The 24,301-nt window shown below is 74.2% G+C and carries 20 protein-coding genes; 5 read left to right on the forward strand and 15 right to left on the reverse strand.

Going from position 1 to position 24,301, the window contains the following annotated elements; all coding sequences use genetic code 11:
- Positions 1-133: 133 nt before the first annotated feature.
- The gene (locus tag WMF26_RS30860; RefSeq protein WP_437995617.1) at positions 134-706 is read left to right on the forward strand and encodes a serine O-acetyltransferase; all 573 of its coding nucleotides are present in this window, start codon (positions 134-136) and stop codon (positions 704-706) included.
- A gap of 229 nt (positions 707-935) precedes the next feature.
- Here the strand turns inward: WMF26_RS30860 and WMF26_RS30865 are convergent, their stop codons facing one another.
- The 9 genes from WMF26_RS30865 to WMF26_RS30905 form a co-directional block, all read right to left on the reverse strand.
- On the reverse strand, positions 936-2,582 hold the full coding sequence (locus WMF26_RS30865; protein ID WP_437995618.1) for a PrsW family glutamic-type intramembrane protease: 1,647 nt from the start codon (positions 2,580-2,582) through the stop codon (positions 936-938).
- 311 nt (positions 2,583-2,893) lie between these two features.
- On the reverse strand, positions 2,894-3,583 hold the full coding sequence (locus WMF26_RS30870) for a LolA family protein (protein ID WP_437331965.1): 690 nt from the start codon (positions 3,581-3,583) through the stop codon (positions 2,894-2,896).
- Between the two features lie 257 nt (positions 3,584-3,840).
- Positions 3,841-4,380: a crossover junction endodeoxyribonuclease RuvC gene (ruvC, locus tag WMF26_RS30875; RefSeq protein ID WP_437995619.1), complete on the reverse strand. Its 540-nt coding sequence runs from the start codon at positions 4,378-4,380 to the stop codon at positions 3,841-3,843.
- Between the two features lie 3 nt (positions 4,381-4,383).
- Positions 4,384-5,892 (reverse strand): FAD-binding oxidoreductase, encoded by a 1,509-nt coding sequence (locus WMF26_RS30880; protein ID WP_061621407.1) that lies wholly within the window; start codon positions 5,890-5,892, stop codon positions 4,384-4,386.
- Between the two features lie 122 nt (positions 5,893-6,014).
- Positions 6,015-8,168 carry a hypothetical protein gene (locus WMF26_RS30885; RefSeq protein ID WP_437995620.1) on the reverse strand — a complete coding sequence of 718 codons (2,154 nt, stop codon included), beginning with the start codon at positions 8,166-8,168 and terminating at the stop codon, positions 6,015-6,017.
- A 41-nt stretch (positions 8,169-8,209) separates the two neighbouring features.
- Positions 8,210-8,410: a hypothetical protein gene (locus WMF26_RS30890; protein ID WP_061621546.1), complete on the reverse strand. Its 201-nt coding sequence runs from the start codon at positions 8,408-8,410 to the stop codon at positions 8,210-8,212.
- Positions 8,411-8,660: 250 nt separating this feature from the next.
- Positions 8,661-10,124, reverse strand: a complete 1,464-nt coding sequence (locus tag WMF26_RS30895; RefSeq protein ID WP_437995621.1) for a PQQ-dependent sugar dehydrogenase — start codon at positions 10,122-10,124, stop codon at positions 8,661-8,663.
- 533 nt (positions 10,125-10,657) lie between these two features.
- Positions 10,658-11,815, reverse strand: a complete 1,158-nt coding sequence (locus WMF26_RS30900; RefSeq protein WP_437995622.1) for a hypothetical protein — start codon at positions 11,813-11,815, stop codon at positions 10,658-10,660.
- A gap of 29 nt (positions 11,816-11,844) precedes the next feature.
- Positions 11,845-13,401, reverse strand: coding sequence for a serine/threonine-protein kinase (locus WMF26_RS30905; protein ID WP_437995623.1), 1,557 nt, complete (start codon positions 13,399-13,401; stop codon positions 11,845-11,847).
- Positions 13,402-13,650: 249 nt separating this feature from the next.
- Between WMF26_RS30905 and pdxH the strand changes: the two genes are divergently transcribed.
- Positions 13,651-14,238 (forward strand): pyridoxamine 5'-phosphate oxidase, encoded by a 588-nt coding sequence (gene pdxH, locus WMF26_RS30910; protein ID WP_437331971.1) that lies wholly within the window; start codon positions 13,651-13,653, stop codon positions 14,236-14,238.
- Positions 14,239-14,284: 46 nt separating this feature from the next.
- Here the strand turns inward: pdxH and WMF26_RS30915 are convergent, their stop codons facing one another.
- Positions 14,285-14,638: an HNH endonuclease gene (locus WMF26_RS30915; protein ID WP_061623111.1), complete on the reverse strand. Its 354-nt coding sequence runs from the start codon at positions 14,636-14,638 to the stop codon at positions 14,285-14,287.
- Positions 14,639-14,807: 169 nt separating this feature from the next.
- Here WMF26_RS30915 and WMF26_RS30920 point away from each other — a divergent pair, with 169 nt between their 5' ends.
- Positions 14,808-15,221, forward strand: coding sequence for a secondary thiamine-phosphate synthase enzyme YjbQ (locus WMF26_RS30920; RefSeq protein ID WP_061623112.1), 414 nt, complete (start codon positions 14,808-14,810; stop codon positions 15,219-15,221).
- Between the two features lie 13 nt (positions 15,222-15,234).
- On the opposite strand, the gene WMF26_RS30925 is transcribed toward WMF26_RS30920, so the two are convergent.
- Positions 15,235-15,693, reverse strand: coding sequence for a globin domain-containing protein (locus WMF26_RS30925; RefSeq protein ID WP_437995624.1), 459 nt, complete (start codon positions 15,691-15,693; stop codon positions 15,235-15,237).
- Positions 15,694-16,003: 310 nt separating this feature from the next.
- On the opposite strand from WMF26_RS30925, the gene WMF26_RS30930 reads away from it, so the two are divergent.
- Positions 16,004-17,620 carry a sigma 54-interacting transcriptional regulator gene (locus tag WMF26_RS30930; protein WP_437995625.1) on the forward strand — a complete coding sequence of 539 codons (1,617 nt, stop codon included), beginning with the start codon at positions 16,004-16,006 and terminating at the stop codon, positions 17,618-17,620.
- 100 nt (positions 17,621-17,720) lie between these two features.
- On the opposite strand, the gene thpR is transcribed toward WMF26_RS30930, so the two are convergent.
- Entirely contained in the window at positions 17,721-18,308 is a 588-nt protein-coding gene (gene thpR, locus WMF26_RS30935) for an RNA 2',3'-cyclic phosphodiesterase (protein ID WP_061623114.1), read from the reverse strand.
- A 17-nt stretch (positions 18,309-18,325) separates the two neighbouring features.
- Positions 18,326-20,257, reverse strand: coding sequence for a M2 family metallopeptidase (locus tag WMF26_RS30940; RefSeq protein ID WP_438002466.1), 1,932 nt, complete (start codon positions 20,255-20,257; stop codon positions 18,326-18,328).
- Between the two features lie 444 nt (positions 20,258-20,701).
- Here WMF26_RS30940 and WMF26_RS30945 point away from each other — a divergent pair, with 444 nt between their 5' ends.
- The gene (locus WMF26_RS30945; protein ID WP_437331975.1) at positions 20,702-21,742 is read left to right on the forward strand and encodes a phosphatase domain-containing protein; all 1,041 of its coding nucleotides are present in this window, start codon (positions 20,702-20,704) and stop codon (positions 21,740-21,742) included.
- A gap of 31 nt (positions 21,743-21,773) precedes the next feature.
- Here the strand turns inward: WMF26_RS30945 and WMF26_RS30950 are convergent, their stop codons facing one another.
- Both WMF26_RS30950 and WMF26_RS30955 read right to left on the reverse strand, forming a co-directional pair.
- Positions 21,774-22,604 (reverse strand): glutathione S-transferase family protein, encoded by an 831-nt coding sequence (locus tag WMF26_RS30950; RefSeq protein ID WP_437995626.1) that lies wholly within the window; start codon positions 22,602-22,604, stop codon positions 21,774-21,776.
- A 33-nt stretch (positions 22,605-22,637) separates the two neighbouring features.
- Positions 22,638-24,107: an alpha-amylase family glycosyl hydrolase gene (locus WMF26_RS30955; RefSeq protein WP_437995627.1), complete on the reverse strand. Its 1,470-nt coding sequence runs from the start codon at positions 24,105-24,107 to the stop codon at positions 22,638-22,640.
- Positions 24,108-24,301: the final 194 nt, after the last annotated feature.

Raw genomic sequence — 24,301 nt, forward strand, 5'->3', positions numbered from 1 at the left:
ACGCGCCGCGGTTCGTCGTGAAGGGGGCGAGCGGCCCTGCGCGCGGCTGCGAGGGCGCGCGGACCGCGGACGCGCGGCGAAAGGTCGCACCGGCGGGGCGAGATGCGCTAGTCTCGCGGGGATGCTGCGTACTTTGCGACTCATCGCTGCCGACGTGCGCAAGAAGGCGACATGGTGCTACGGCGGCGATCCATGGCCGACGATCCTGAAGACGCTGGCTACGGACGGCACGGCGGCGATGGTCCTCTACCGGTTCACGCAGGCCGCGCGGACCCACCGGATGCCCGTGGTCGAGATGCTGCTGAACAAGGCGACCAACCTCGCTGGCGGCTGCGTCATCGGGCGCGGCGCGGACTTCGGGCCGGGGTTCGTGCTGATCCACTCGAACGGCGTCGTCATCAACGGCAACGTCCGCGGCGGCTCGAACGTGCTCATCGAGCACCAGGTGACGATCGGCGCGGATCGGCGGCAGACGCCGGTGCTCGGGAGCGATCTCTTCATCGGCGCCGGCGCGAAGATCGTCGGCGGCGTCACGGTGGGCGACGGCGCCCGGATCGGCGCCAACGCCGTGGTCGTGCACGACGTCGCGCCGAACACGACGGTCGTCGGTATCCCCGCGAAGCCCGTGCAGCGGCGCGAGGACCGCGCCCCCCAGGCCGCCGCGCGGCCCAGCGCAGCCGACGAGACGAACGGCTCGCAGAGCTGACAGCGTAACCGCAAAGCCGGCGATCCAGAGCGGCGGTCCTCCGCACAGGAGACGGGCCCAGATCGGCGTTTTCGGCGCGGAGGCGCACTCCGAAGCCGCCGCTCCCGAGCGGCGGCCACCCGCACAGGAGACGGGCCCAGATCGGCGTTTTCGGCGCGGAGGCGCACGGAAGGGCGCTGAGCACCGAAAACGTCGAGGTGGGCCCGTATCCGAAGCGGGTGGCCGCCGCTCAGCGCGGAGCTCGGGCTAGGAGCTCTTGCCGGAGCTGCGCGATCTCGTGCCGGAGCGGGCCGATGAAGTCGGCGCTGAGCGTCCGGTTGCGGCCCTCCAGCGCGCGCGCCGTGTGCCACTTGCTGAGCGCGAGCCGCGCGCCGGCGCGGATGAAGCTCCGCCCGGTGGCCCCGCGCCAGCCGAGGGTGCACCGGAGCCGCCCGATCGGCGAGCAGACCAGCTCGAGCTCGTCCTGGGTGAGCATGCCGAGCGCGACCTCGTCGCGCAGATGATCCCGGATCACCCAGCCCTTGCGGATGACGAGCGCCACGATGATCCCGAAGAACGACGCGACGAAGCACAGCCAGAGCAGCAGCCACGGCATGAAGAGATCCCCCATCGCGCGGCCCAGCGCGGTCGGGAGGAAGTTCCACACCGCGTGCAGCGCGACGCCGAGCAGGTAGCCGCCGATCGGGGCCGCGACGCGCACCCAGGTCTTCGACGACTCCCGGGCGAGGCCGAAGCCGATCCCGGTCATCGACGTGAACAGCGGGTGGAGCCAGGGCGTGAACACGCCGCGCAGGACGAAGGTGCCGGCGAGCACGTCGCTGCCCTGCATCGAGGCGCGCGCGTAGTACAGCACGTTCTCCACCGCGGCGAAGCCGAGCGCGCAGAACGTGGCGTAGATGATGCCGTCGACGATGCCGTCGAACTCGCGGCGCAAGAAGTAGAAGAAGCCGAACACGCCGAGCCCCTTGAAGAGCTCCTCCGCGAACGGGGCGCTGACCGACGCGCTGACGAGCTCGCCCATCGGCTCGCCGAAGCTGCTGGAGACGCCGACGTGCACGCCAGTGTTGATCAGGATCGAGAAGCCGGTCGCCGCGAGCGCGCCCCACAGGAACGCCATCAGCAAGCACCACCACGGCTCCGGATCGTACCGATCGATGACCATCGGGACGAAGAGGTAGAGGACGAGCGGCGGGAACGCGAAGAGCGCGCCGACGACCATGGCGCCGAGCATGCTCCCCCCGGACTCGATCACGCCGAAGAGCGTGAAGATCACGTTGAGGACCGCGCCCGCGACGATGCCGTTGGCCCACAGCCACAGCCCGGCGATGCGCCGCCGCCGGTCCGGGTCGGGCCTTCGCGCCGCCCGCATGACCGCAGGGTAGCCAGCGTGGGGATGCGCGGGCGCAGGCTGCGCGGCGCCGTGCGGCGAGGGAGCGCCGTGCTGCGGGCCAGGGCCGTGCGCGGGCATCGGCGCACGGGACGGGGGCCAGTAGCCCTGCGGCGCCTGTCCGTAGCCCTGCGGCGCCTGTCCGTAGCCTTGCGACGCCTGACCGTAGCCCTGCGGCGCCGCCCCGTGCCCCTGCGGCGCCTGTCCGTAGCCCTGCGGCGCCTGTCCGTAGCCCTGCGGCGCCTGTCCGTAGCCCTGCGGCGCCTGTCCGTAGCCCTGCGGCGCCGCCCCGTGCCCCTGCGGCGCCTGCCCATGCCCCTGCGGCCAGTGCGGCGGCTGTCCCGGGGAGTGCGGCCCCGCGCCGTGCGCCGGATACCCCGGGCGAGCCTGCCCGCCGCCGGGCTGGGCGTGCTCGCTCGGGCGCTCCGACGGCCGGGGTTGCTGCGGCAGGCCGCGGAGATCGGGACGGTGTCCGTGGGCGTTGTCCATGGCTCGAGCGCTCTCGCGAAATCCTCGTGACAGCGGGTGACCGCTCAGCCGAGACGGACCCCCACCGCACGCATGGAGCCGCCAGAAGCGGCGACGATCCGCGGCGGGCAACGGCAGTCTCGGAGCTGTCGTTCACACCCGCCGGATCGAAGCATCACACGATATTTCTACCACGCCGGGACGCGCCGGGCATACCTCCCTGAGGCATCCGGCGCGGCGCGGTCGGCGAGGAGCGCGGGCGCCGTGACGCTCCGCTTCCTCGAGCTGTCGGCGGAGGTGACGCGCGGCGGCCGCCGCGCGCCGGGGTGGCGTCAGGGGCGGACGACGCGCGTGCCGGGAGGCGGCGTGAAATTGAACTCGTTCTTGGCGACAGGCTGGTTGACGACCGGCGACGCGAAGTCGAACCGGTTCCGGTTGCCCTGCGCGTCGAGGATCAGCACTCGGCGCACCTGGTTGGTCTGCCCGTCCACGTAGAGGAGCATCTTCTGATAGGCCGGGGTCGCCTCCTTCGGCGTCCCCTCGAGGACATAGCCGCCCTCGAACTTCATCTGCGCCGGGTCGAGCAGGCGGAGCGAGAAATCCTTCGTGAGCTGGCCCTTGCCCATCAGGAACGCGAGCGCCGCCGGGTACTGGGAGCCCTTCACCGGCGTCTCGAACATCTGCTCGTTGTCCTTCTCGTAGACCTTGATCGTCTCGCCGTCGGAGACGACGCGGTTGCCGTTCGGCGCGTCGTAGACCCAGCTCATCTTGCCGGGCTTCTCGAAGATCACCTTGCCGGTGGAGACCTTCTTCACGTCCTGGACCTTGATCGTGTAGGTCTGCGTGAAGCTCGCCTTGAAGGTCTTCGTGGAGTCGTAGAACTGCTGGACGCGCCTGCCGAGCTCTTCGGCGGTGGGGCCCGCGGCCTGGGACTCGCCGGGCGTCGCGAGCACGGCCGTGACAGGCGCCGCCAGCCCGATGAGGCACGCGGCGACCAGGCGGTAAAGTGAGGTTCGCGTCATCCTTCCCGATCTCCTTTGATGTCCAGAGGCGTGTCGCCTCCGCGCTTCGTGAGACAGGGGCACCGGTGATCACCGCCGGTCCCCCCGGCGACCGCCGCCCTCGCTGAAGCCGGGGCGCGCCGCAACTTTTCACTTTGGACGCGGCGCGGGCGCGTCCGATGCAGGCTCCATAGCACACGGTGTGTGCGCCCGGACCGCCTCGGTCGCGCCTGGCGGGGCCACGTGGTGCCGAGCCGCCGCGCGCGGCCGGGCCGCGCTCAACCGAGGCGCGCCCGCCGCGGCCGGGCCCGGGAGGGGGCAGGCGCGCCGGACGCCGCCAGCGCGGCCGCGAAGCCCGCGGCGCTGAGGTGGGTCATCGCGATGGCGAGCGCGTCGGCCGCGTCCGGCCGCGGGGGCGCGGCGAGCCGCAGGACCGCGGTCATCACCTGCGCCACCTGCGCCTTCTCGGCCGCGCCGCGGCCGACGATGGTCCGCTTCACCAGCGCCGGCGGGTACTCCGAGATCGGCACGCCGGCGCGCGCCAGCCGGAGCAAGACGACCCCGCGCGCGTGGCCGAGCTTCGCCGCGCTCTGCGCGTCCTTCGCGAAGAACAGGCTCTCCACCGCCGCCGCGTCGGGCGCGTGCGCGGCGATCACCTTCCCGAGCTCGTCGTCGATCTCCACCAGCCGGCCGGCGAACGTCCCGCTCGTGTCGATGTCGATGACGCCGTGCGCGACGTGCTCGACGCGCGTGCCCTGCCGGATGAGCAGGCCCCAGCCGAGGTGGCGCGACCCGGGATCGATGCCGAGGACCCGCACGGCTCAGCACGCCCCGTGCGACGGCGCCGCGACGTGGGTCGGGAAGCCCGGCGCGCGCTCGGCCCCGCCGTCGCGCTCGCCCCGCTCGGCGGCGGTGAGCGCGCGCCGCGGGAAGATCTTGTGCGGGTTGAGCAGGCCCTTCGGGTCGAACACCGCCTTGATCCTGCGCTCGATGGCGATGAGCTCCGGCGACTGCTCGAGCGCGAGGAACTCGGCCTTCGACGTCCCGATACCGTGCTCGCCGCTCAGCGTGCCGCGCATGCCGATCACCGCGCGGAACAGGCGCGACAGCGCCGCCTCGACCTGGGGGACGAGCTCCGGCTCGTTCCAGAGCAGGTTGACGTGGAGGTTGCCGTCGCCGGCGTGGCCGTACGTGAGCATGCGGACGCCGGTCGCCGCCGAGATCTCCGCGACCTCGTCGAGCAGCGCCGGGATCTTGTCGCGCGGGACCACGACGTCCTCCGAGATCTTGTGGCGCGCCATGGCGCGCGTCGTGGGCGAGAGCTGGCGGCGCGCCTCCCAGAGCCGGTCGCGCTGCGCCTTGTCCTGCGCGACGAGCACGTCGAGCGCCCCGGCGTCCATGCAGACCTGCCCCACCCGCTCGGTCTGGACCTCGCAGTCCGCGGGCTCGCCGTCGACCTCGATGATCAGCATCGCGCCCGCGCGCTCGTCGACCCCGACGCCGCGCGCCCGGACCGCGTCGAGCGTCGGGCGGTCGAGCAGCTCGAGGCAGCGCGGCACGACGCCGGCGGCGACGAGGGCGCTCACGGCGCGCCCGCTCGCGCGCACGTCCGGGAACAGGCAGAGCAGCGTCATGACCGACGGGGGCTTCGCGATGAGCCGGAGCGTCGCCTCCGTCGTGATCGCCAGCGTGCCCTCGCTGCCGACGAGCAGCGCCGTGACGTCGTAGCCCGTCACGCCCTTCACCGTGCGCCGGCCGGTGCGGAGGCGCGTGCCGTCGACGAGGATCGCCTCGAGCCCGAGCACGTACTCGCGCGTGACGCCGTACTTGAAGGCGCGCGGGCCGCCGGCGTTCTCGGCGATGTTGCCGCCGAGGGCGCACATCTTGAGCGAGTTCGGATCGGGCGGGTAGAAGAGCCCCTCGGCCTCGACGGCTGCGTGCAGGTCGGCGAGGATGACGCCCGGCTCGACGACCGCGACCTGCTCCTCCCGGCTGATCTCCTTGATGGAGCTCATGCCGATCGTGGCGATGACGATGCCGCCCGCCACGGGGACCGCGCCGCCCGACTTGCCGCTGCCGGCGGCGCGCGGCACGACCGGCACCTCGGCCTCGCTCGCCGCCCGCACCGCCTTCTCGATGTCGGCCGGCGAGGAGGCGAGCACGACCGCGTCCGGGCTCACCGGCGGCTGATCCGACTCGTCCCCCGCGTACGCGGCGCATCCCTCGGCCGACGTGATGACCTTGGAGGGGCCGAGCGCGCGCTCGAGGAGCCGGCGCGCCTTGTCGATGGCCGCCGCCGACGGGCGGGGGAACGTGGGGTGAAGTCGCATCTCGCCTATTTACCGCGGATCGCGCGGCGATGCTGCGGGATCCGCGCGGGCGGGCCCGGGGCTCGGCCGGCCGCGAAAAAGGGGGACAGACGCGCCTCTGCGCAGCGCCGAGCGCGCGCGGGTCAGAGCAGATCGAGGAAGGCGAGCAGCGCCTCGATCGACCCGGCGTCCAGCGCGGCGAGGCCCTCGCCGGTGGGGGCGCCGTCGTGGAAGAAGGCGCCCGGCGCGGCGCCGACCGGCGCGTCGGCGCGGCCGCCCCCGTCGTGGAAGCGCGCCCGATCGAGCACCTGCCGCAGGCTCTTCGCGGAGCCGTTCGTGAAGTACGGCCGCTTCTTGTAGAGCCGCCGCAGCGACGGCACCCGCGCGCCGTCCTCGTGCACGTACGGCACGACGCCGGTCCTCTCGTACCCGGCGCGGCCCCACACGATCGCCCCCTCGGGCGCGAGCACGAGCTCCTCCCAGCGCTCGAACGGCACCGCGGAGCCGGGATCGTCGCTGCGGAGCACGGGCGCGTGGCAGCGCGCGCAGCGGTCCCGGAACACCCGGGCGCCGTCGCGCTCGAGCGGGGTGAAGCTCGAGCGGCCGAGGGCCGCGGGGTTCGCGCGGTGCGAGAACGCCATGAGGAAGCTCATGAGCGCGCGGCGGAGCGCCTCGGGGGGCAACCCGGCGCGCGCCGCGTCGGACAGCCCGAGCTCGGCGAGCCACGGGGCGTCGGCGGCGGAGAGGGAGAACCACGGGTCGTGCCCGCTCAGCGCGCCGGCGACGCGGAACTCGTTGTCCGCCATCGTGGTGAGGTCCGGATCGAGGGCCCGGGAGAAGTGGGGGCGGTTGTTGAACAGGCCGAGCAGCGGCTTTGTCGTGGCGCGCACGTCGCCGCGGCCCGTGTGGTGCGTGCGGCCGTCGACGTAGCCCTCGAAATGGCACGTCTCGCAGGTGAACCGGCTGAGCGGACCGTCGGTCCTGTTCCACGGCGCCATCAGCGACGTGAAGAAGAGCGCCTCCCCGAGGCGGAGCTCCTCGACGCGGGCGTCCGCGCCGCCGTCCTGGACCGGCCGCTTCACGACCGCGGCGCCCTCGCCGCCCGCGTCGAGCAGCCACGCGTCGAGCAGGGGGTTCGCGTAGGCGAACGCGCCGCCGTCGAGCGCGGCCATGGCGGCGACGCCGGGGGCGAGCGGGCGCGTGGAGACCTCCGGCGCGGCCGAGAGGCCGGCGTCCGTGGCGCGGAAGAGGAGCTCGGCCCGGCGGTCGCCGCCGTAGCCGGTCGCGACCACGCGCACGCCGGACGGGAGCGCCGAGAGCGCGATCGCCTTCGGGGTGAGGACGCCGTGCTCCGAGACGTTCACGGCCGACAGCAGCGCCGCCTCGGGCCGGGCGCCGGCGGCGACGCGGTAGAGGAAGACGAACGAGTCGATGTAGCCGAACGAGCCGCCGGTCCGGTCGAGCGGGCGATCCTCGACCCCGCCCGCGGCGAGGAGGAGCCCGCCTCCGGCGTCGTCCGTCTCGATCGCGTCGAAGCTCCAGATTGGGCCGTCGTGGCGGATGCGCGCCGCGCCGCCCGGGAGCGGGCGGCCGTCCGCGCCGACCGGGAACACGACGAGCGTGTGGTCGAGGAGGCAGTCGACGATGAGGTGGCGCGCGAGCCGGACGACGCGGAACGGGCCGGCGCCGATCGGCTCGTCCCAGCGCTCGACCTCGAGGCGCCCGTCCGCGCGGGCAGGGCCGGGGCGCAGCGTGAGGAGCGCGCCCGCGCGCTCGTCGAGCGCGTAGAGGACCCCCTCGGGACCGGCGGCGACGTCGCGGACGCCGTGGACGCGCGCGAGCTCGATGCGCCCCGCGGGCTCGAGCGAGGCGCCGCGCACGACGTAGCGGAAGAGCGCGGGCGACGCCTCGCCGCTCGCGAAGACCTCGCCGGAGGGCATGACCGCGACCCCCGTCGGCGAGGCCGGCGCGGGGGCGCGGGAGAGCTCGCGCAGCGACGCGTCGAGCAAGACGAGCGCGTCGCGGCCGCGGAGCGGCGAGAGCAGCGCGGGCGCGCCCGGCGCGGCGGGGCGGCCCAGCGGATCCACGGGGCGGAGCGCGATCGGATCGGGCCCGAGCAGCCGGTCGGAGCTGGGCAGGCGGGAGAAGTCGGTCGCGGCGCGACGGGCCGCCTCGAAGCGCCGCAGCGGCTCGAGCGGATCGGGGCCGCCGCCGGGGGCCGGCGGCGCGGGGCGGCCGTCGCAGGCCGCGGCGGCGAGGCCGAGCGAGAGCGCGAGCGCGAGGGGGCGCGCGGCCATGGGTCGGCGCCACGGGGCAGCGGGCCGAGCCCCCGCGCCGATCACCAGCCGCCGGTGCTCGCCGGCTTGGCGCTCTCGACCGGCGCCGCCTTCGCGGGCTCGGCCGGCTTGGGCGCGGGCTTCGCCGCCTCGGTCGTGGTCGCGCCCTTCGGCGGCTCGGGCGTCACCTGCTGGGGCTTGTCCTCGCAGCCGACGAGACACACGGCGCCGAGCGCCACAAGCACGGTCAAGACATTCTTCATGGGGAGCCTCCTGAATGAGCGGCGCAAGCGAAGCACATCCGCTGGGCGCTCGGTAGGGGGCGCGCCGCCGGCAGCGATCGGACGCGGCACGACGGCTGCAACGATGGCGGATCGCCGTGAGGGTGGCGCAGCGGGCGCGCATGGGCGCGCGCGGAGGCGGGGACGCGCTCCCGGAGGCGAGCGCGCCCCAGGGGCAGGGCACGACGCGAGGCGCCGGTGATCCGGGCGCTCGCGCCGTGCTCGGGCTCGCTCACGTCCCGGGGACGATCTTCACCAGGCTGTTGCGGTTCGCCACGAAGTAGAGCTCGCCGGCGTTGTCCTCGACGATCGCGGTGAGCCCCTCGAAGGTCGGCAGCCCGCCCTGACGCGTGAACGCCGGAGCGTTGGGCGTGTTCGGATCGGGGTTCTTGAGGATGAGCGTGAGGGGCGACGTCTTGTCCCCGCACTGGACGAGCGCGCCCATGCGCCCTCCGGTGTAGTCGCCGAACAGGTACACGCCCTTGAGCTGAGGCACCTCGGCGCCCCGGTACACGAAGCCGCCGATGACCGACTTGTAATCGCGGAACGGCCCCGTCGCGCTCGCCCTCCGGTCCATGTCGACGATGGGCCGCGTGTGCGTCGAGCCCTCGCGCAGGGTGCGCCCGCGGCAGGTATCCTCGTGGTCGCCCTCGAACTTCGCCCAGCCGAAGTTCAGCCCCGACACGCCCGCGGGGACGTAGTCGACCTCCTCGTACGAGTCCTGGCCGACGTCGCCGATGTAGAGGTCGCCCGTCGCGCGATCGAAGCCGAAGCGATATGGATTGCGCAGGCCATAATGCCAGGTCCGCGCGCCGTCGCCCGGGAAGGGATTGCCGGCCGCGGCGTACGGCTCGGGAGCGTTCGGATCGAGGCGCAGGATCTTGCCGAACAGCGAGCTCGGATCCTGCGGCGCCCCCTGCTTGTCGTTGTTGCAGGACCCGCCTCCGTCGCCCGTGCCGACGTAGAGCATGCCGTCAGGCCCGAACACGACATGGCCGCCGTTGTGGTTCACCTGCGAGCTGTCGAGCCGCAGGATCGTCTTCGTGGGCGTCCGATCGGCCACGTAAGGATCGCCGGCGGAGCGCTTGAACTCGAGCACCGTATCGCGGTTCATGTTCGTGCCCGTGGTCGGCGTCAGCATGATGTAGAATTTGCCGCTCCTCTCGTAGTCGGGCGGGAACGCGATGCTGATGAGCCCGCGCTCGTCGTCGAAGGCACCGCTTTGGAGCCGGATCTCGTCGCTCACGTCGAGGAAGACCCCCGGGCGCAGCGCGCCGCCCGAGAACACGCGGATCTGACCGGTCTGCTGCACGAGATACCAGTCGTCCGAGCCCTTCGGCTGCGCGGCATACGTCAGCTTTTCCACGCCGGTGACGACGGGAGCGAGCGCCAGTTTCCCGACATCGGGAGCCGCGCTGGCGTCGCACGCCGTCGGCTCGCCGGCGCCCGAGCCGCCCGTCCCCGTGGTGGTGGCCCCGCTCGCCGATGTGCCGCCTCCGGCGCCGCCGGAGCCGCTCGACGTCCCCGTCGCCGTTCCGGCCCCCGTCCCGCTCCCAGCCCCCGTTCCCGTCGTCCCGGTGGAGCCCTGGCTCCCCCCCGGGCCGGAGGTCGCGCCGCTCCCGCCCGTCTCCCCGTCATCGCTGCATGCGCCGGTGCCCAGCGCGAGACACGCGCCGCCACCCAGCGTCAAAGCCATCCACAAAGCCAAGGTCGTACGCTGTTTTTTCATGGGGCGCATTCTACATGAGAGGCGCCGTGGCGCACTCATGATCTACTGCCAGGGCGAAAGAGCGTGGCATGGAGTCCCAGCGGTCATCGCCCGCAAGACCGGAGACCGCCGATAAGCCCGCTCGGCGGGTCGACGTCGGTATGAAAGGACGGAGCGCCGCGCCGATCCATCGGTATCGAACGGCATCGCGCTGCTCATGCAGTCAATCCGCCGTTCAGGCGGAATGCGCCTGACAGGCGGAGGCGCTCCGGCGGCGCGACGGCCATCTCTCCGAGGCAGACATTTGAAGCAGAGCGGTACGCGTAAATCCGTTTCTGGTCGAAGCCAGGGCTATATTCCCGCCCACCGCCCTTCTGATCACCGCATGCACGGATCCCGCCGGCGAGGGCCGCCGCCCGGGCTCACCGGCAGTCGTGGCCACTACGGCTCTCCGTACGTCGGAGCTCAGCGTGGAGACAGACGATTACGAATCTGCCATCTTTGCTCGTCCCGCGCGCCGCTCAGAACGATCCGGCGATCCACGCGCTGCCCGGGCCCAGGCCGACGCGCGCGCGAAAGGGTGCGCCGCCCGCCCGCCCGCGCCCACCCCCGGACGCCGTCGCGACGTCGGGCGCGGAGGGCGCGGTGATCCAGAGGACCGCCCCGCCGGCCGCGATCACCGCCCCGGCGATGAACACCACCGTCCCGATGTTGCCCATCCCGACCGCATCGTCGCGGAGATCGAGCCCCGTCTGGTCGACGCAGCGGCCCTCCTCGTCGCAGTGGCCGCCCTCGATGGACTCGTCAAAGGTCGACTTGGCCACGAAGCCGAGCGCCGTGCCGACGCCGAGCCCGACCACGCCGAGCCCGACCCCCACCATGCCGATCGGCTTGCGGAGGCTCCCGCCCTGCGGCGGAGGCGGCGTGTCCGCCGACGGACGGGCCGGCGGCGGCGCGACGGGCGCGCCGGGCGCGGCGCTCGAGCGCGCGGCGGGCTCCGGCGCCGGCGCGCGCTCGAGCGCGGGCACGGCGACGCTCACCACGCCCGGCTTGTCGATCACGACCTTCGTCTCCCACGGCGTGTGCCCGGGCGCCGCGGCGGCGACCCGATGCTCGCCAGGGTCGAGCGGCACCGCCGTCCCCCAGAGCGCCCGCCCCACGGCGACGCCGTCCCGCGTGAGCGAGAGCCCGGAGATCGCCGCCTCGTTCGGGACCACGATCTGCAGGCGCGAGAGGCGCGGCTCGAGCGCGGCGGCCCGGCCGCGCGCCACCCGCTCGCGCTCCGTCTGGCCCGCCGACAGCGCGGCGGCCGCGACGTCGCGGAAGCCGATCCACGCCGTCGCGATCCGGCCGATGCGCTCGTAGCAATCGGAGAGGTTGAACAGGGTGCCGATGCCCGGATCGATCTGGTGGCTCTCGGCGAACTTCGGACAGGCCTCGGCGTGCTTGCCCGCCGCCATCAGCGCGCGCCCCTCGTCGAACAGCGCGACCGCGGCGGCGCGCTCCTCCCGGCTGGGCTCCGCGGCGCGCGCGGCCGGCGCGAGCGCGGTGAGCGCAGAGAGCGCCGACAGGAGCGCGAGCGCACGGAGACGCGCGCCCCCGGTCCGCGGCGCGCTGGAGGCCGCCGCACGGCAGCCGGCCTCGGGACAGGTGCTCGGGGGACGACGATGGCAGAGCAAGACGGGACCTCTCCTGGGCGCACGCGATGTCATCGCGGATCGGAAAAAAGATCGTCCGGGCGGGACGGCGTGGGCCGAGGCGGCGGCGAAGGCCGCCCGGGCGGCCGCGCCGCCCTCGCCGATGCGCTCGGCTTCGGCGCAGCGGCCGCGCTCGCCGCCGGCCGCGCCGTCCCGATGGCGCTGACGGTCACGGTCGCGCTCGCCCCCGGCTGCAGCGCGGCGCCGCCGTCGGGGAGCTCCGCGAGCCCGCCGGCCGCGGGCTCCGTCGCGGGCTCCGCCGTGTCGCGCGGCGACGATGCCTCCGGCGCCGACGAGGCCGTCGGCGCGCCGGGCGCGGCGTCCGGCGCGGGAGCGCGGAGCGCGAACACCCACGCGAGCCCCGCGCCGCCCAGGAGCGCCGCGGCGATGGCCGCCGCGATCCCGAGGGCGCGCGCCCCGGCGCGGCCGCTGCCCGACGAGGCGCGCGTACCGCCCCAGGAGCGATCCGTGGCCGCGCCGTCCGTCAGGAGCGCCGTGGGCGCCCCCCACGCCGAGCCGGCCGGCACGCCCCGGCCGCCGGAGCTGCCGCCGGGCGGCGGCGGCGCGCTGCCGGGCCCGGGCGCCGTGGAGAGCGGGCGCCGCCCGGGCTCGCGGCCCCCCTCGGCGCTCCCCTCCCCGATCGCGTCGAGGCGGACCCGCAGCACGCGCGCGGCGCGCGCGGCGAGGTGCTGCGCGTGGGGCGGCGCGAACGGGGCCAGCTCGGCGGCGAGCTCGGCGATGTTGCCGAACCGATCGGCGGGGTTCCGCTGGAGGCAGCGCTGCACCGCGCGATCGAGGCGCTCGGGCACGTCGGCGCGCAGCCCGCGGAGCCGAGGCGGCCCCTCGAGGATGCGGTCGTAGATCTGCATCACGGAGTCGCCCTGGAAGGGGATGGCGCCCGTGAGCAGCTGGTAGAGGATCGCGCCCATCGACCAGACGTCGGCGCGGGCGTCGACGCTCTTCGAGGAGACCATCTGCTCGGGCGCCATGTAGAGCGGCGAGCCCAGCATCGCCGAGCTCTCGGTCATGTCGTGCGCCCTGGGCGCGGCGGGCTCGGAGGCGAGCGCCATCTTGGAGATGCCGAAGTCGATGACCTTGATGAGCGGGCTGCCGTCGGCCCGCTGGCTGAGGAACAGGTTGCCCGGCTTCAGATCCCGATGGACGATGCCGAGCGCGTGCGCCTCCGCGAGCGCCTCGCACGCCTGCAGCAGGTAATCGCACGCGAGCTCGACCGAGAGCGGGCCGCGATCGCGCAGGAGGGCCTTGAGGTCGGTCCCCTCGAGGTACTCCATCACGAGGTAGGGCTCGCCCCGCGCGAGCGTGCCGACGTCGAACACGCGCGTCACGTGCTCGCTCCGGATGCGCGCCGCGGCCTGCCCCTCACGCAGGAAGCGGGCCACCAGATCGGCGCGCTCGCGGGCCTGGGGCAGCAGGAACTTGATGGCCACCCGCTCGCCGAGCAGGCGATGGCGGGCGGCGACCACCACGCCCATCCCGCCCTCGCCGAGGACGCGCTCGACCTCGTATTTGTCCGCGAGGACGTCCCCCACGTTGACCGGTGCGACCATGCACGCCCTCGCTCTGGATCTCCGCTAGTATCAAAACGACGAGTGCGCGACAACGCGGGCTTTCCCGGAAAGGAAAGCCGCCGCGCCCTCCCCCGCGCGTCCTCACCCCACGCGCGGTTCGTTGCCTCGCCGCGCCGGCAGCGGCGCCGCCGCCGCGCGCGGCGCTCAACCCGAAGCGGCGCGGCGGATATTGGCCGTTCGGGTTCGCCACGCGCGCTCGCTGCCTGTATATGAATGCCGCAATTTCACATGACGAACGAGCCGACCGATCCCTTCGTCCTCGCGCGCGAGCTCCTCGAGCAGCGGCAAACCACCGAACCGACCGACGCGACGGCCATGACGCTGGCCACGGCGGACGCGTCGGGGCGCCCGTCGGCGCGGATGGTGCTGCTGAAGGGCATCGACGATCGCGGGTTCGTGTTCTTCACCAACTACGAGAGCCGCAAGTCGATGGAGATCGCGGCGAACCCGTTCGCCGCGCTGTGCATCCACTGGGCCAAGGCGGCCGAGCAGGTCCGCGTCGAGGGCCGCATCGAGCGGGTCAGCGACGCGGAGTCGGACGCCTACTTCGAGACCCGCCCGCGGGGCAGCCAGATCGGCGCCTGGGCGTCTCGGCAGAGCGCGCTGCTGCCCTCGCGCGAGGCGCTCCTCGAGCGGGTGCGCGAGATCGAGGCCCGCTTCGAGGGAGGGCCCGTGCCCCGGCCGCCGTTCTGGGGCGGCTTCCGCGTGGTGCCGGAGCGGATCGAGTTCTGGCGCGGCCAGGAGAGCCGCCTGCACGACCGCGTGGTCTACCTCCGCGACGGCGACGGCTGGCGCGTCGAGCGCCTCTACCCCTGAACGCAGCGCGCCGAGCGCCCTGCCCCCGCGCCGCGGGATGGCCGCGCTACGTCCCGGCGCCGCGGAGGCGGCTCGCCTTGCGCTCCCGGAGCCGCTCGATGATCGCGACGAGCTTCGGGTCGTCGCGGCGCCGCACGTCGAGCCGCATTCCCTTCAGAGCATTGCACCGGCCGCACGCGAGCGCCAGGTTGTCGAGCGCGTCCGTCCCGCCGTGCGTGCGCGGGACGATGTGCTCGATCGTCGCGCGCTGGATCGGCTCGCCGTCGAGGCCGACGACGACGTGCGACAGGCAATGGATGCACTTGCCCACCCACGCCGGTTGACCGCGGATCTCCGTGCGCTCGAACGTGGCGTCGGTGGCCACGATGTCGAGGATCAACCGTCGCCGCGCGGCCTTCACGGCGCTCGAGCGTAGCCCCTCGGCGCGGGGCCCGCACGCGGTTCGCGCCGGGCCGGCAGGTGGGCTATGGAGCCCCGGAGCCGGCGCGCGCCCGCGGCGACAGGCGGCGCGGCCGCGCGGTCGTTGATTGCGCGCTCCGTCACGCCCCGTGACGCGCGCGGGAGGAGCCATGAAGTCGAAGACCGAGTATTTCTACTTCGAGACGAAGGCCAAGCGCGAGCTCATCAACGTCACCGACCGCGTCGCGGCCGTCGTCGCCGCGAGCGGCATCCGGGAGGGCATGGTCCTCGTGAGCGCCATGCACATCACCGCCGGCGTGTTCGTGAACGACCACGAGCCGGGCCTCTGGGAGGATATCTGGGCCTGGCTCCAGCAGCTCGCCCCCGACGGGCCCGACTACCACCACCACCGGACCGGCGAGGACAACGGCGACGCCCACCTCAAGTCGATCCTCGTGCACCACCAGGTGATCGTGCCCATCACCGCGGGGAAGCTCGATCTCGGGCCCTGGCAGCAAATCTTCTACGCCGAGTTCGACGGCAAGCGGCGCAAGCGCGTCGTCGTCAAGGCGATGGGCGAGTGACGCGCCCGGCGCTCTAGCCGCCGGCCTGCGCCGCGGGCGCCAGCGCCTCGGGCCGGCCGGCGCAATACGCCCGCGCCCCGCGCTGCATGAGCGAGGCGATGGCGCCGAGCGCGTCCGTCCAGGCCTGCTTGTGCTCGGGGGTCCAATCGGCCGCGGCGACCTCGGCCATCGCGGAGATCAGGGCGTCGGCGACCCAGGGATACATCGCGTCCGTGACGCCGTAGTCGACGTGCTTGGCCCCCATCGCCATGAGCTTCTCCTCGAGCCACGGCGCGTCTTCCAGCCGGTCGATGACCGCGACGAGCGCCTCGGCGAGCATCTTCTCCTGGTGCTCCCGGCTGTTGCGGCCGAAGAGCGGCTTCACCTGCGGATATCGCGAGAACAGGATGCCGTAGAAACGGTGAGTGAGGTTGGGCTCCCTCCCGATCACCAGCTCGAAGCTCTCCCGCAGCAGACCCACGTTCAATCCCATGACAAACCTCCGTGCCCGCGCGCCGTGCCCGCGCGCCCATCGCCTTCGCCGTCGAGCTCCCCCGCCGGCGCCCAGGGAATCGCACGGGCTGTGCCAGCCGCGTTTCTCCGGCCGAGCGCGCCGATCCCGCCGGCTCGGCGCGCGCCGCGAGCCGCGGCGGTTTCCTCCAGGAAACCCGGATCCCCGATCGCGCGCAGCGGCGCTGGCCGCGAGAGGCCCGTCGCCGCTTGCCCCGCCGGTCCCCTCGGTGTTTCCTGCGGTGGTTTCCGGAAGGAAACCGCCGCCGCATCCGTCTCCTCGAGGAACCCGCGTGACGCTGCTCGACGCCGTGCTCAGCCTGTCCGAAGCGCCCGAAAGCGGCGAGGCGCTGCAGCGGATCCTGCGCGCCCTGGCGCAGGTGACGGCGGCCGACGCGCTCTCGGTGCTCGCGGCCGCCGAGGACGGGTCGGTCGGCGTCGCCGCGCAGATCGGGCTGTCGCCGGCCGCCATGGGGCTCAGCTTCCGGCCCGCGGAGCACCCGCGGCTCCGCAGGGCGACGCTCGCGGCCGGGCCGATCCGGTTCCTCGACCCGAGCGAGCCCGACCCCTACAGCGGCTGGCTGCTCGGCAACGCCGGCGAGATCCACCCGATCCACGCCTGCATGGCCGTCCCGCTCCGCGTGCAGGGCCGCCTCGCCGGGCTGCTCACGCTCGACGCCCTCGATCCCCACGGACTCGGCGATCTGCGCGACGATGACGCGCGCGTGTTCGCGGCGCTCTGCGCCGGCGCGCTGCGGCTCGACGCCGGCCTCGCGCCGGCCCTCGCCCCCGGGGCGCGCGAGGCGCCCGGCGGCCCGGCGCTGCCCGGCCGGTCGGCCGCGATGCAGCGGATCGAGCGCGAGATCGCGATGCTCGCCCCGCTGTCCGTGCCGGTGCTCGTCACGGGCGAGACGGGCGTGGGCAAGGAGCGCGTCGCCCGCGCGCTCCACGAGCGGTCGCCGCGGGCGAGCCGGCCGCTCGTGATCGTCAACTGCGCGGCGATCCCGGCGCAGCTCGTCGAGTCGGAGCTCTTCGGCCACAGGAAGGGCGCGTTCACCGGCGCCACCGCGGCGCGCGCCGGCAGGTTCGAGGCGGCGCGCGGCGGGACGATCTTCCTCGATGAGATCGGCGAGCTCCCGCTCTCGGCCCAGGCGCAGCTCCTGCGCGCGCTGCAGGAGGGGGAGATCCAGCCCGTGGGCGAGGATCGGCCGCGCCGCGTCGAGGCGCGGGTCGTCGCCGCCACGAACCGCGATCTCCGGCGCGAGGTCGCGGAGGGGCGCTTCCGCGCCGACCTGTTCCACCGGCTCTGGGTCTACCCGATCTGCGTGCCGCCCCTGCGCGAGCGGCGCGAGGACATCCCGGCGCTCTGCGAGCGCTTCGCCGCGGAGGTCGCGGCCGAGCTCGGCGCCGAGCGCGTGGACTTCACCGAGTCGGCGCTGCGCGCGCTCGCGCAGGGCGCCTTTCCGGGCAACGTCCGCGAGCTGAAGAACACCGTGGAGCGCGCCGTGCTGCGCCGGACGCTCGAGGAGGGCAAGGGCGCCGCGGGCCGGCGGCTCGTGCTGCGGCGCGAGGACGTCGATCCCGCCGAGACGATCGCCTCCGGCGCGCTGGAGCGCTCCGGCGCGCCGCTGGTCGAGGCCGCCGGAGAGCGGCTGCTGCTCGGGGGCGCGCCGCTGGTCGAGACCGCCGGAGAGCGGCTGCTGCTCGGAGGCGCGCCGGGCGAGGAGCCCGTCGAGGCGCTGGCCGAGACGCTGGAGCGCGCGCGCCGCGAGGCGTTCGCGCGCGCCTTCCGGGCCGCGGGCGGCAACGCGGCGACGGCGGGCCGGCTGCTCGGGCTGAGCCGATCGTTCGCCTACAAGGAGGCGGTGCGCCTCGGGCTCATCCCCGCGCCCGTCCCGCGCAAGCGCTGAAGCGCTCGCGGGGGCGGCGCGCCGCGGGCCCGTTCTCGATCCCGGGTCGCGCGGGCGCCGGGGCGCCGCGACGCGACGCCGTCGCCCGGGCGGGCGGCGCTCAGCGCCCCTGCTCCGGGGCGCCGATCCCCTCGAGCGGCACCCGCGCGAGCGCGGTGTAGCGCGCGCCCTTCGGGGTCATCTCGCTCTGGTAGACGATGATCTCCTCGACGCGCGTCTCGCCGAAGTCGACGTTGCCGATCGCCTGAGCGCACGCGTCGAGCGCCGGATCGCCGCGCGGGTCGCGCGAGCGGGCGAGGGTGAGGTGCGGCTCAAACGGCCGGTCCTCCGGCACGTAGCCCGTCGAGAGCGAGAGCGTCTGCTCGAGATCGCGGTGGATCGCGGTGAGGGCGCCGACCGCGCCGCCCACCCCGAGCCAGAGCACACGCGGGCGGCGCCGCGTGCCGAACGCGCCGCCCTTCTCGATCCGCAGCGTCAGCGGCCTGTGGAAGGCGGCGACGCTCCCGGCCGCCGCGATGACGAGCGGCAGGCGCTCCTCTCCGATCTCGCCCATGAAGGCGAGCGTGATATGCAGCCCTGCAGGCTCCACCCACTTGGCGGACGGAGCCCGGGGCGAGATCTCCCTGAGGAGCTCTCCGACCTTGGCGAGGAGCTCGGCTCCCGGATCAACAGCGACGAAGACGCGCACAGCTCACCTACGCTCGATTACCACCCACAGACTTCACCCTTGTTCTGCTCCTTGAGCCACCTCCGGAGCGGCTCGAAGTACTCCAGCATCGCGCTCGGATCGGCCTCGGTCTCCCCCGTCATCGCCTTCATCGCCTCCTGCCACGGCCGGCTCGCGCCGAGCGACAGCATGGCGCGCAGCTTCTCGCCCGCGGCCGCGCTGCCGTAAATCGAGCACGCGTGGAGCGGCCCCGTGTGCCCGGCCGCCTTGCAGAGCGCGCGGTGAAACTGGAACTGATAGATGTGCGCGAGGAAATACCGCGTGTAGGGGACATTCGCCGGGACGTGGAACTTCGCCCCCGGGTCGAAGTCGGCCTCGCTGCGCGGCACGGGCGGCGCCACGCCCTGGTACTTGAGCCGGAGCGCCCACCACGCCTTGTTGTAGTCGGCTGGCTTCGTCTTGCCCGAGAAGACGTCCCACCGCCACTGATCGATGAGCTTGCCGAACGGGAGGAACGCGACCTTGTCGAGCGCCGTCTTCAAGAGGAAGTTGATGAGCCCCTTCTCGTCCTCCGGCACCCTGTCGACGAGCCCCAGCGTCTTCAGATAGGTCGGCGTCACGGAGAGGGCCAGCGTGTCCCCGATCCCCTCGTGGAAGCCGTCGTTGGCGCCCTCCTGGAACAGGATCGGCAGCTTGTAGTACTGGCTATAGTAATAGATGTGCCCGAGCTCGTGGTGGATCGTGATGAGATCCTCCTCGTTCGGCCGGATGCACATCTTGATGCGGAGGTCGTTCCTGTAGCCGACGTCCCAGGCGCTCGCGTGGCAGACGACCTCGCGGTCGGTGGGCTTCGTGAAGAGCGACCGCTCCCAGAACGTGGCCGGCAGCGGGTCGAGCCCGAGCGAGGTGAAGAACCGCTCGCCGAGCGCGACCATCTGCTTCTCGTCGAGCTTCTTCGCCTTGATCTTGCGCGTCACGTCGAGCGACGGCTGGCCCTTGTACGGCTCCATGAGGCCGTAGACGTTCGACCACGCCTGGGCCCACATGTTGCCGAGCAGGTGCGCAGGGATCGGGGCCTTGTCGCCGATCCTGTCCTTGCCGTACGTCGCGCGCAGCCGGGCGCGCACGTAGCAGTGCAGCTCGTCGTAGAGCGGCTTCAGCTGGCCCCAGAGCCGCTCGGTGTCGGCCTCGAACGCCTCGGGCGGCATGTCGTACCCGGCCCGCCAGAGCGCGCCGAGGTCCGCGAACCCGACCTCCGCGGCCCCCTTGTTGCCGAGGGTGACGAACCGCTCGAACTTCGGCCGGAGCGGCGGCGCGATCGCGTGCCAGCCCGTCCACGCGTCGAGCAGCTCATCCCATTTGCGGCTGGTCTTCATGATCTCGGAGAGATCGTCCAGCGCGAGACATTTCTGCGCCGGCGGAGCCCCCGCCGCCGCAGCGGCACCGGCCGGCGCCGGCCGCGCCGCCTTGCCCTTCGGGCAGTACTTGCCCTTGCCATAGAGGCTCGTCATCTCGACCGAGAGCGCGGCGAGCTCCGCGCGCTCCGCCGGGTCGCTCGGGGCCGGCAGGGTGGTCGAGATCTTGAGCAGCTTCAGCTGGCGGGCCAGATCCGCGGGCAGCGCGAGGCCGTCGAAGCGCCTCGCCGCCTTCATCGTGCGGTTGAGGTACTCCATGCTCGCCTCGTCGGCGGAGGCGGCGAGCGCGTCGGTGTCGTCCGTGAGGAACGTCTGGTTCACCCACCCCGCGCGCGCGGACTGGAGCCGCAGCCGGCGCAGGTCCCGGTCGACGCCGGCCAGGAAGGCCTGCGCCTCGGCGACGTTGGGCGGCGCCTCCGCCGGGAGGGCGGCCCGGGGCCGGGGGGCCGCGGGCGCCGCCGGGGGCGCGGGCGCCTCCCCGCCGGGGGCCGGCGGCGCGGGCGCCGGCGAGGCGGCGCCGCTGCAGGCCGACGCGAGCCCGAGCGCGACGAGCATCAGGGGGCGCAGGATCGGTGTCCGGGCAAGGGCGTAGCGGACCACGCGCCCTTCATACACGCCGGACCGTGCCGAGGGAACCAGGAGCGACGTGCCATCGTCGCGGCTCGGCCCCGCGGCTCGGCCCCCGCGACCAGGACGAACCGCGCTCGCCGTGACGGCTGCCAAGCGGCCGTGAACTGCCGTTACAATGCGGACCCACCATGAGGAATGCGCTCGCGCCCAGGCCCCCGCTCCCGGCAGTCCTCGGCCTCGCCGCCCCCGCCGCCCCGCCCGCCCGCGGACCCGGCGCGCAACCGAGGGGCGGCGGCCCGGCGCAGCGCCCCGCCGCGCCGATCCGCGACGCGGCGGGGGGCGCGGCGCGCTGCGACCTCCCGGGCCGGTGCGGGCGGGTGCCCCACCGCGCGGCGCAGCTCACGACCGTGTGCGCACCGGGCGGCGGCCATGAGTGAGCTCGAGAATTTCTCGTTCGTCCTGCCCGGCGAGCTCGCCGGCATGGCGTACCCCCACGCGCCGCGGGCGGTCGAGGAGCTCGTGGAGCTCGGCTTCCGCAGCATGGTGTCGCTCTCGCGGCGGGCGCCTTCGCCGCACGCGCTCGGCTCGCTCGTCCACCTGCACTGCCCGCTCGCGGACTTCACGCGCATCCCGAGCGTCGACCTCCTGCGCGCCGTGGCGTTCCTCGAACGGGCGCCGCGGCCCGCCGTCGTGCACGGCGAGGGCGGCATCGGGCGCACCGGCGTGGTGCTCGCCTGCCGCCTCGTGGCGCTGGGCCGGTCGTCGACCGAGGCCATCCACGAGGTGCGGCGCGCGCGGCCCGGCTCGATCGACGACCCCGAGCTCGAGGCGTCCGTCGAGGAGTTCGAGCTCTTCTACCGGAGCGGGCGCGAGCCATCGACGTCGGCCCCCTTCAACTTCGCGCCCGCGTCGCCGCTCGACCGGGTCGTGCACGGCGCGGAGCGCCCCGGCTTCGGGATGGCGCTCTGGTCGGCCTCCGGGATCCGCTCGTCCGTGGTCGCGCCGCCGGGCGCCGCGCAGCACCCCGATCCGAGCGACGCCCCCGTCGAGGCGTGGCTCGGCTTCATGGCGCGGCAGGGCATGCGCGAGGTGCTCTGCCTGCTCGACGAGGGGGAGCTGGCGCTCCATCGGGTCCCGCTCCTCGGCCGCTACCAGCGCGAATTCCTCCGGGTGACGCACGTGCCGCTCGAGGGCGGGGCGATCCCCTCGCCCGACGCCCTGGAGCGCGCGCTCGCCGCGCTGCGGCGCGCGGAGGCCGGCGGCGCGCCCATCGTCGTGCACTGCGCGTCCGGCGCGGGCCGCGCGGCCGTCGTGCTGGCGGCGTGGCTGCGCGCCCGGCACGGCCTCGCCCCGGACGCGGCGATCGGGGCGATCCGGGATCACGCGCGGCACTTCGGCGCGCGCCGCGAGCCGCTGAAGGCAGGGCCGGCGGTGCGGGACCTGCTCGCGAGCGTGCCGGCGCGCGGCTGAGCGCGCGGCGGCCGTCAGCGCGCGCCGAGCGTCACCCGCCGGCGGGGGGGCCGGCCTTCCGGTGCCGCTGCTCGCGGTAGAGGCGCTGGACGAAGGCGCCGGCCGGCTCGGCGCGGAGCGCCTCGATGAGCTCGCGGAGGACGGCCGGCAGCCCGGCGAACGGGAAGGGCACCGGGTGGCGCTCGGGCACGATCAGCGGCGCGGCGAGCGCGGCGAACGTGAGATCGGCGGCCGAGAACCGATCGCCGACGAGGAACGGGCGCCCGTCGCGCAGGCGCTCGTTCACCGCGTCGAAGACCGCGCGGAGCTTGCCCCGCGAGCGCTCGGCGCCGGCGGCGTCGATGCGCATGACGCGCTTCATGACCGCCCGCGCGATCGGGTAGTACGCGCGGAAGACGCGGCGCCCGAACCACCAGGGCGGCGCCGCGCCGGCGCCCTCGAGCGAGCGGAGCGACCCGCCCATCAGGGCGAACGCGCCCTCCTCGTCGGGTAGGAGGTGAAAGTACGCGACGCGGCGGCTCGCGGGGCCGAGCTCGCGATCGAAGCGCTCCTCGAGCGCCTCGATGTCGTCGCGGCGCGCGCCGGGCTCGCCGGAGAAGAGCGCGTGCTCCGACGGGACGAACGCGTCGGCGTAGCGCAGGATGTCGGTGGAGTCGGAGACCGCGCCCGCCCGCGTGACGAGCACCGGCACGGAGCGGCGCCCGCCGGCGCGCAGCGACGGGAGCGCGTGGGCGAGCGGGAGGTAGGCGTCCTCCCGGTACGGCACGCCGGCGCGATCGAGCGCCCACCGCGCCTTCTCGCAGTAGTGGCTCCAGGGAATGGTGATGAGGCGAAGGGGCACGCCCACGCCGGGATCAGACATGGGGACCTCCTAGGGCTCGGGCCCGTGCTCGCCTCAGCGCCGGATCTCGAAGAGGTGGATGCCGTACGCGGGGAGCTCGACGCCGAGGCCGCGCGACAGATCGACGAGCTCGTCGCCGTCGCGCGGGTGCTCGTTGCCGGTCATGAGGTCGGCGAGCAGGACCTTGCGGCCGGCGACGCCCGCGACGTCGAGCGGGATGCGGCAGCCGCCGCGCGACGGGGCGAAGTTGACCACCGCCACGAGCGGCGCCGCGCTGCGGGGCGCGCCGCAGGCCGGGAGCGGCTCCCACCGGTAGGCGACGAACGCGTCGGCGCCCGGGCCGCGCGGGGTCAGCGTGGCGAAGCTGCCGGTGCGCAGGATCGGGCGGCGCACCGCGCCGAGCAGCCGCTCGTGGAAGGCGAGGCACGCCTGGTCGACCGGCTCCTCGGGGGCGCGGGCGAGGTGCAGCGAGGCGCGCACCGTCCGCCCCTCGAGCTGGCCGTGGTGGATGAACCGCATGCCGGGCACCGTCGCCGCGATGAACTCCGCGGCCCGGCGCCGGTCCGGCGGGAGCACGGCCGCGATGCGCGGCTCGTCGTGGTGCTCGATGAAGCGCACGCTCCGGCGCTGGTAGTCGGACGTGGCCGCGAGGTGGCCGCGGACCGAGGACGCCGAGGCGTGGCTCAGCCGATCGTAAAGGCTCTTGTCGAAGGTGTAGTCGAACCCGAGCATCTGCAGGCGCCACTCGAGGTCCCAGAACGCCTCGCCGATGAAGACGAAGCTCGGGTGGTCGCGGCGCACGGCGTCGATGGCCTCGGCCCAGAACTCGCCCGTGGCCTCGGCCTTTCGCTCCTTGGGCGGCCGCTTGGACCACGTGTGCCGGAAGACGTCGTCGAGCACGAGCATGGCCATGTCGCAGCGGACGCCGTCGCAGCGCGACGCGACGCTGCGGAGCGCCTCGGTGGACGCGGCGCGCGTCGCCGCGAGGCGGTAGTCGAGCTGGGCCGTGTCGGGCCACGGCGGGATGTAGGGGTCGCGCCCGCTGAGCGGGGCGCCGTCGTCGCCCTGGATGAAGCACTCGGGCTTCTCCTTCACCCAGTGGTGGTCGCGCGCGACGTGGTTCGGGACGTAGTCGAGGATGAGCCCGATGCCGCGCGCCGCGAGGCGCCGGCGCAGATCCGCGAGCGCGGCGTCGCCGCCGAACGCGGGGTTCACCTCGTACCGCGCGACGGCGAACGGGGAGCCGACCACGTCGGCGTCGGTCCAGTCCGGCAGCACGCGGTCGTACTCGGCGCGCAGGTCGGGGTGCGCGAGCGAGAGGCGCTGGCCCTCCTGGCCGAGCGTCCAGACGCCCATCAGGTACACGTAGTCGACGCCGAGCGCGGCGAGCCGGTCGAGCGCCGCGTCGGGCACGCTGGCGAGCGTCACCCTGGCCTTGGCGGCGCGCGAGAGCTCATGGAGCCAGACGCGCACGAAGATCGCGTACAGCAGAGGGTGCTGGTGGGCAGGGACTAGGGAGCTCATCGATTGGGTTGGCGACGGCGGGCCCGCGAGGGAGTCGCGGGCAGTCGGCGTCGGCGGGCGATTGTCGGCGGGCTCGGGTGGTCCCTGCAAGCGCGATCACGCGAGGCGGGCGCCGCGCCGAGGCTGCGCGCGCCGTCCAGCACAGAGGTCGCCTCGAAGAAGACCCGTCCGCCCTGGCTGCGGGCGCGGGCGCG

The sequence above is a fragment of the Sorangium sp. So ce185 genome (genome assembly GCF_051526825.1).
Taxonomy (GTDB): domain Bacteria; phylum Myxococcota_A; class Polyangia; order Polyangiales; family Polyangiaceae; genus Sorangium; species Sorangium cellulosum_D.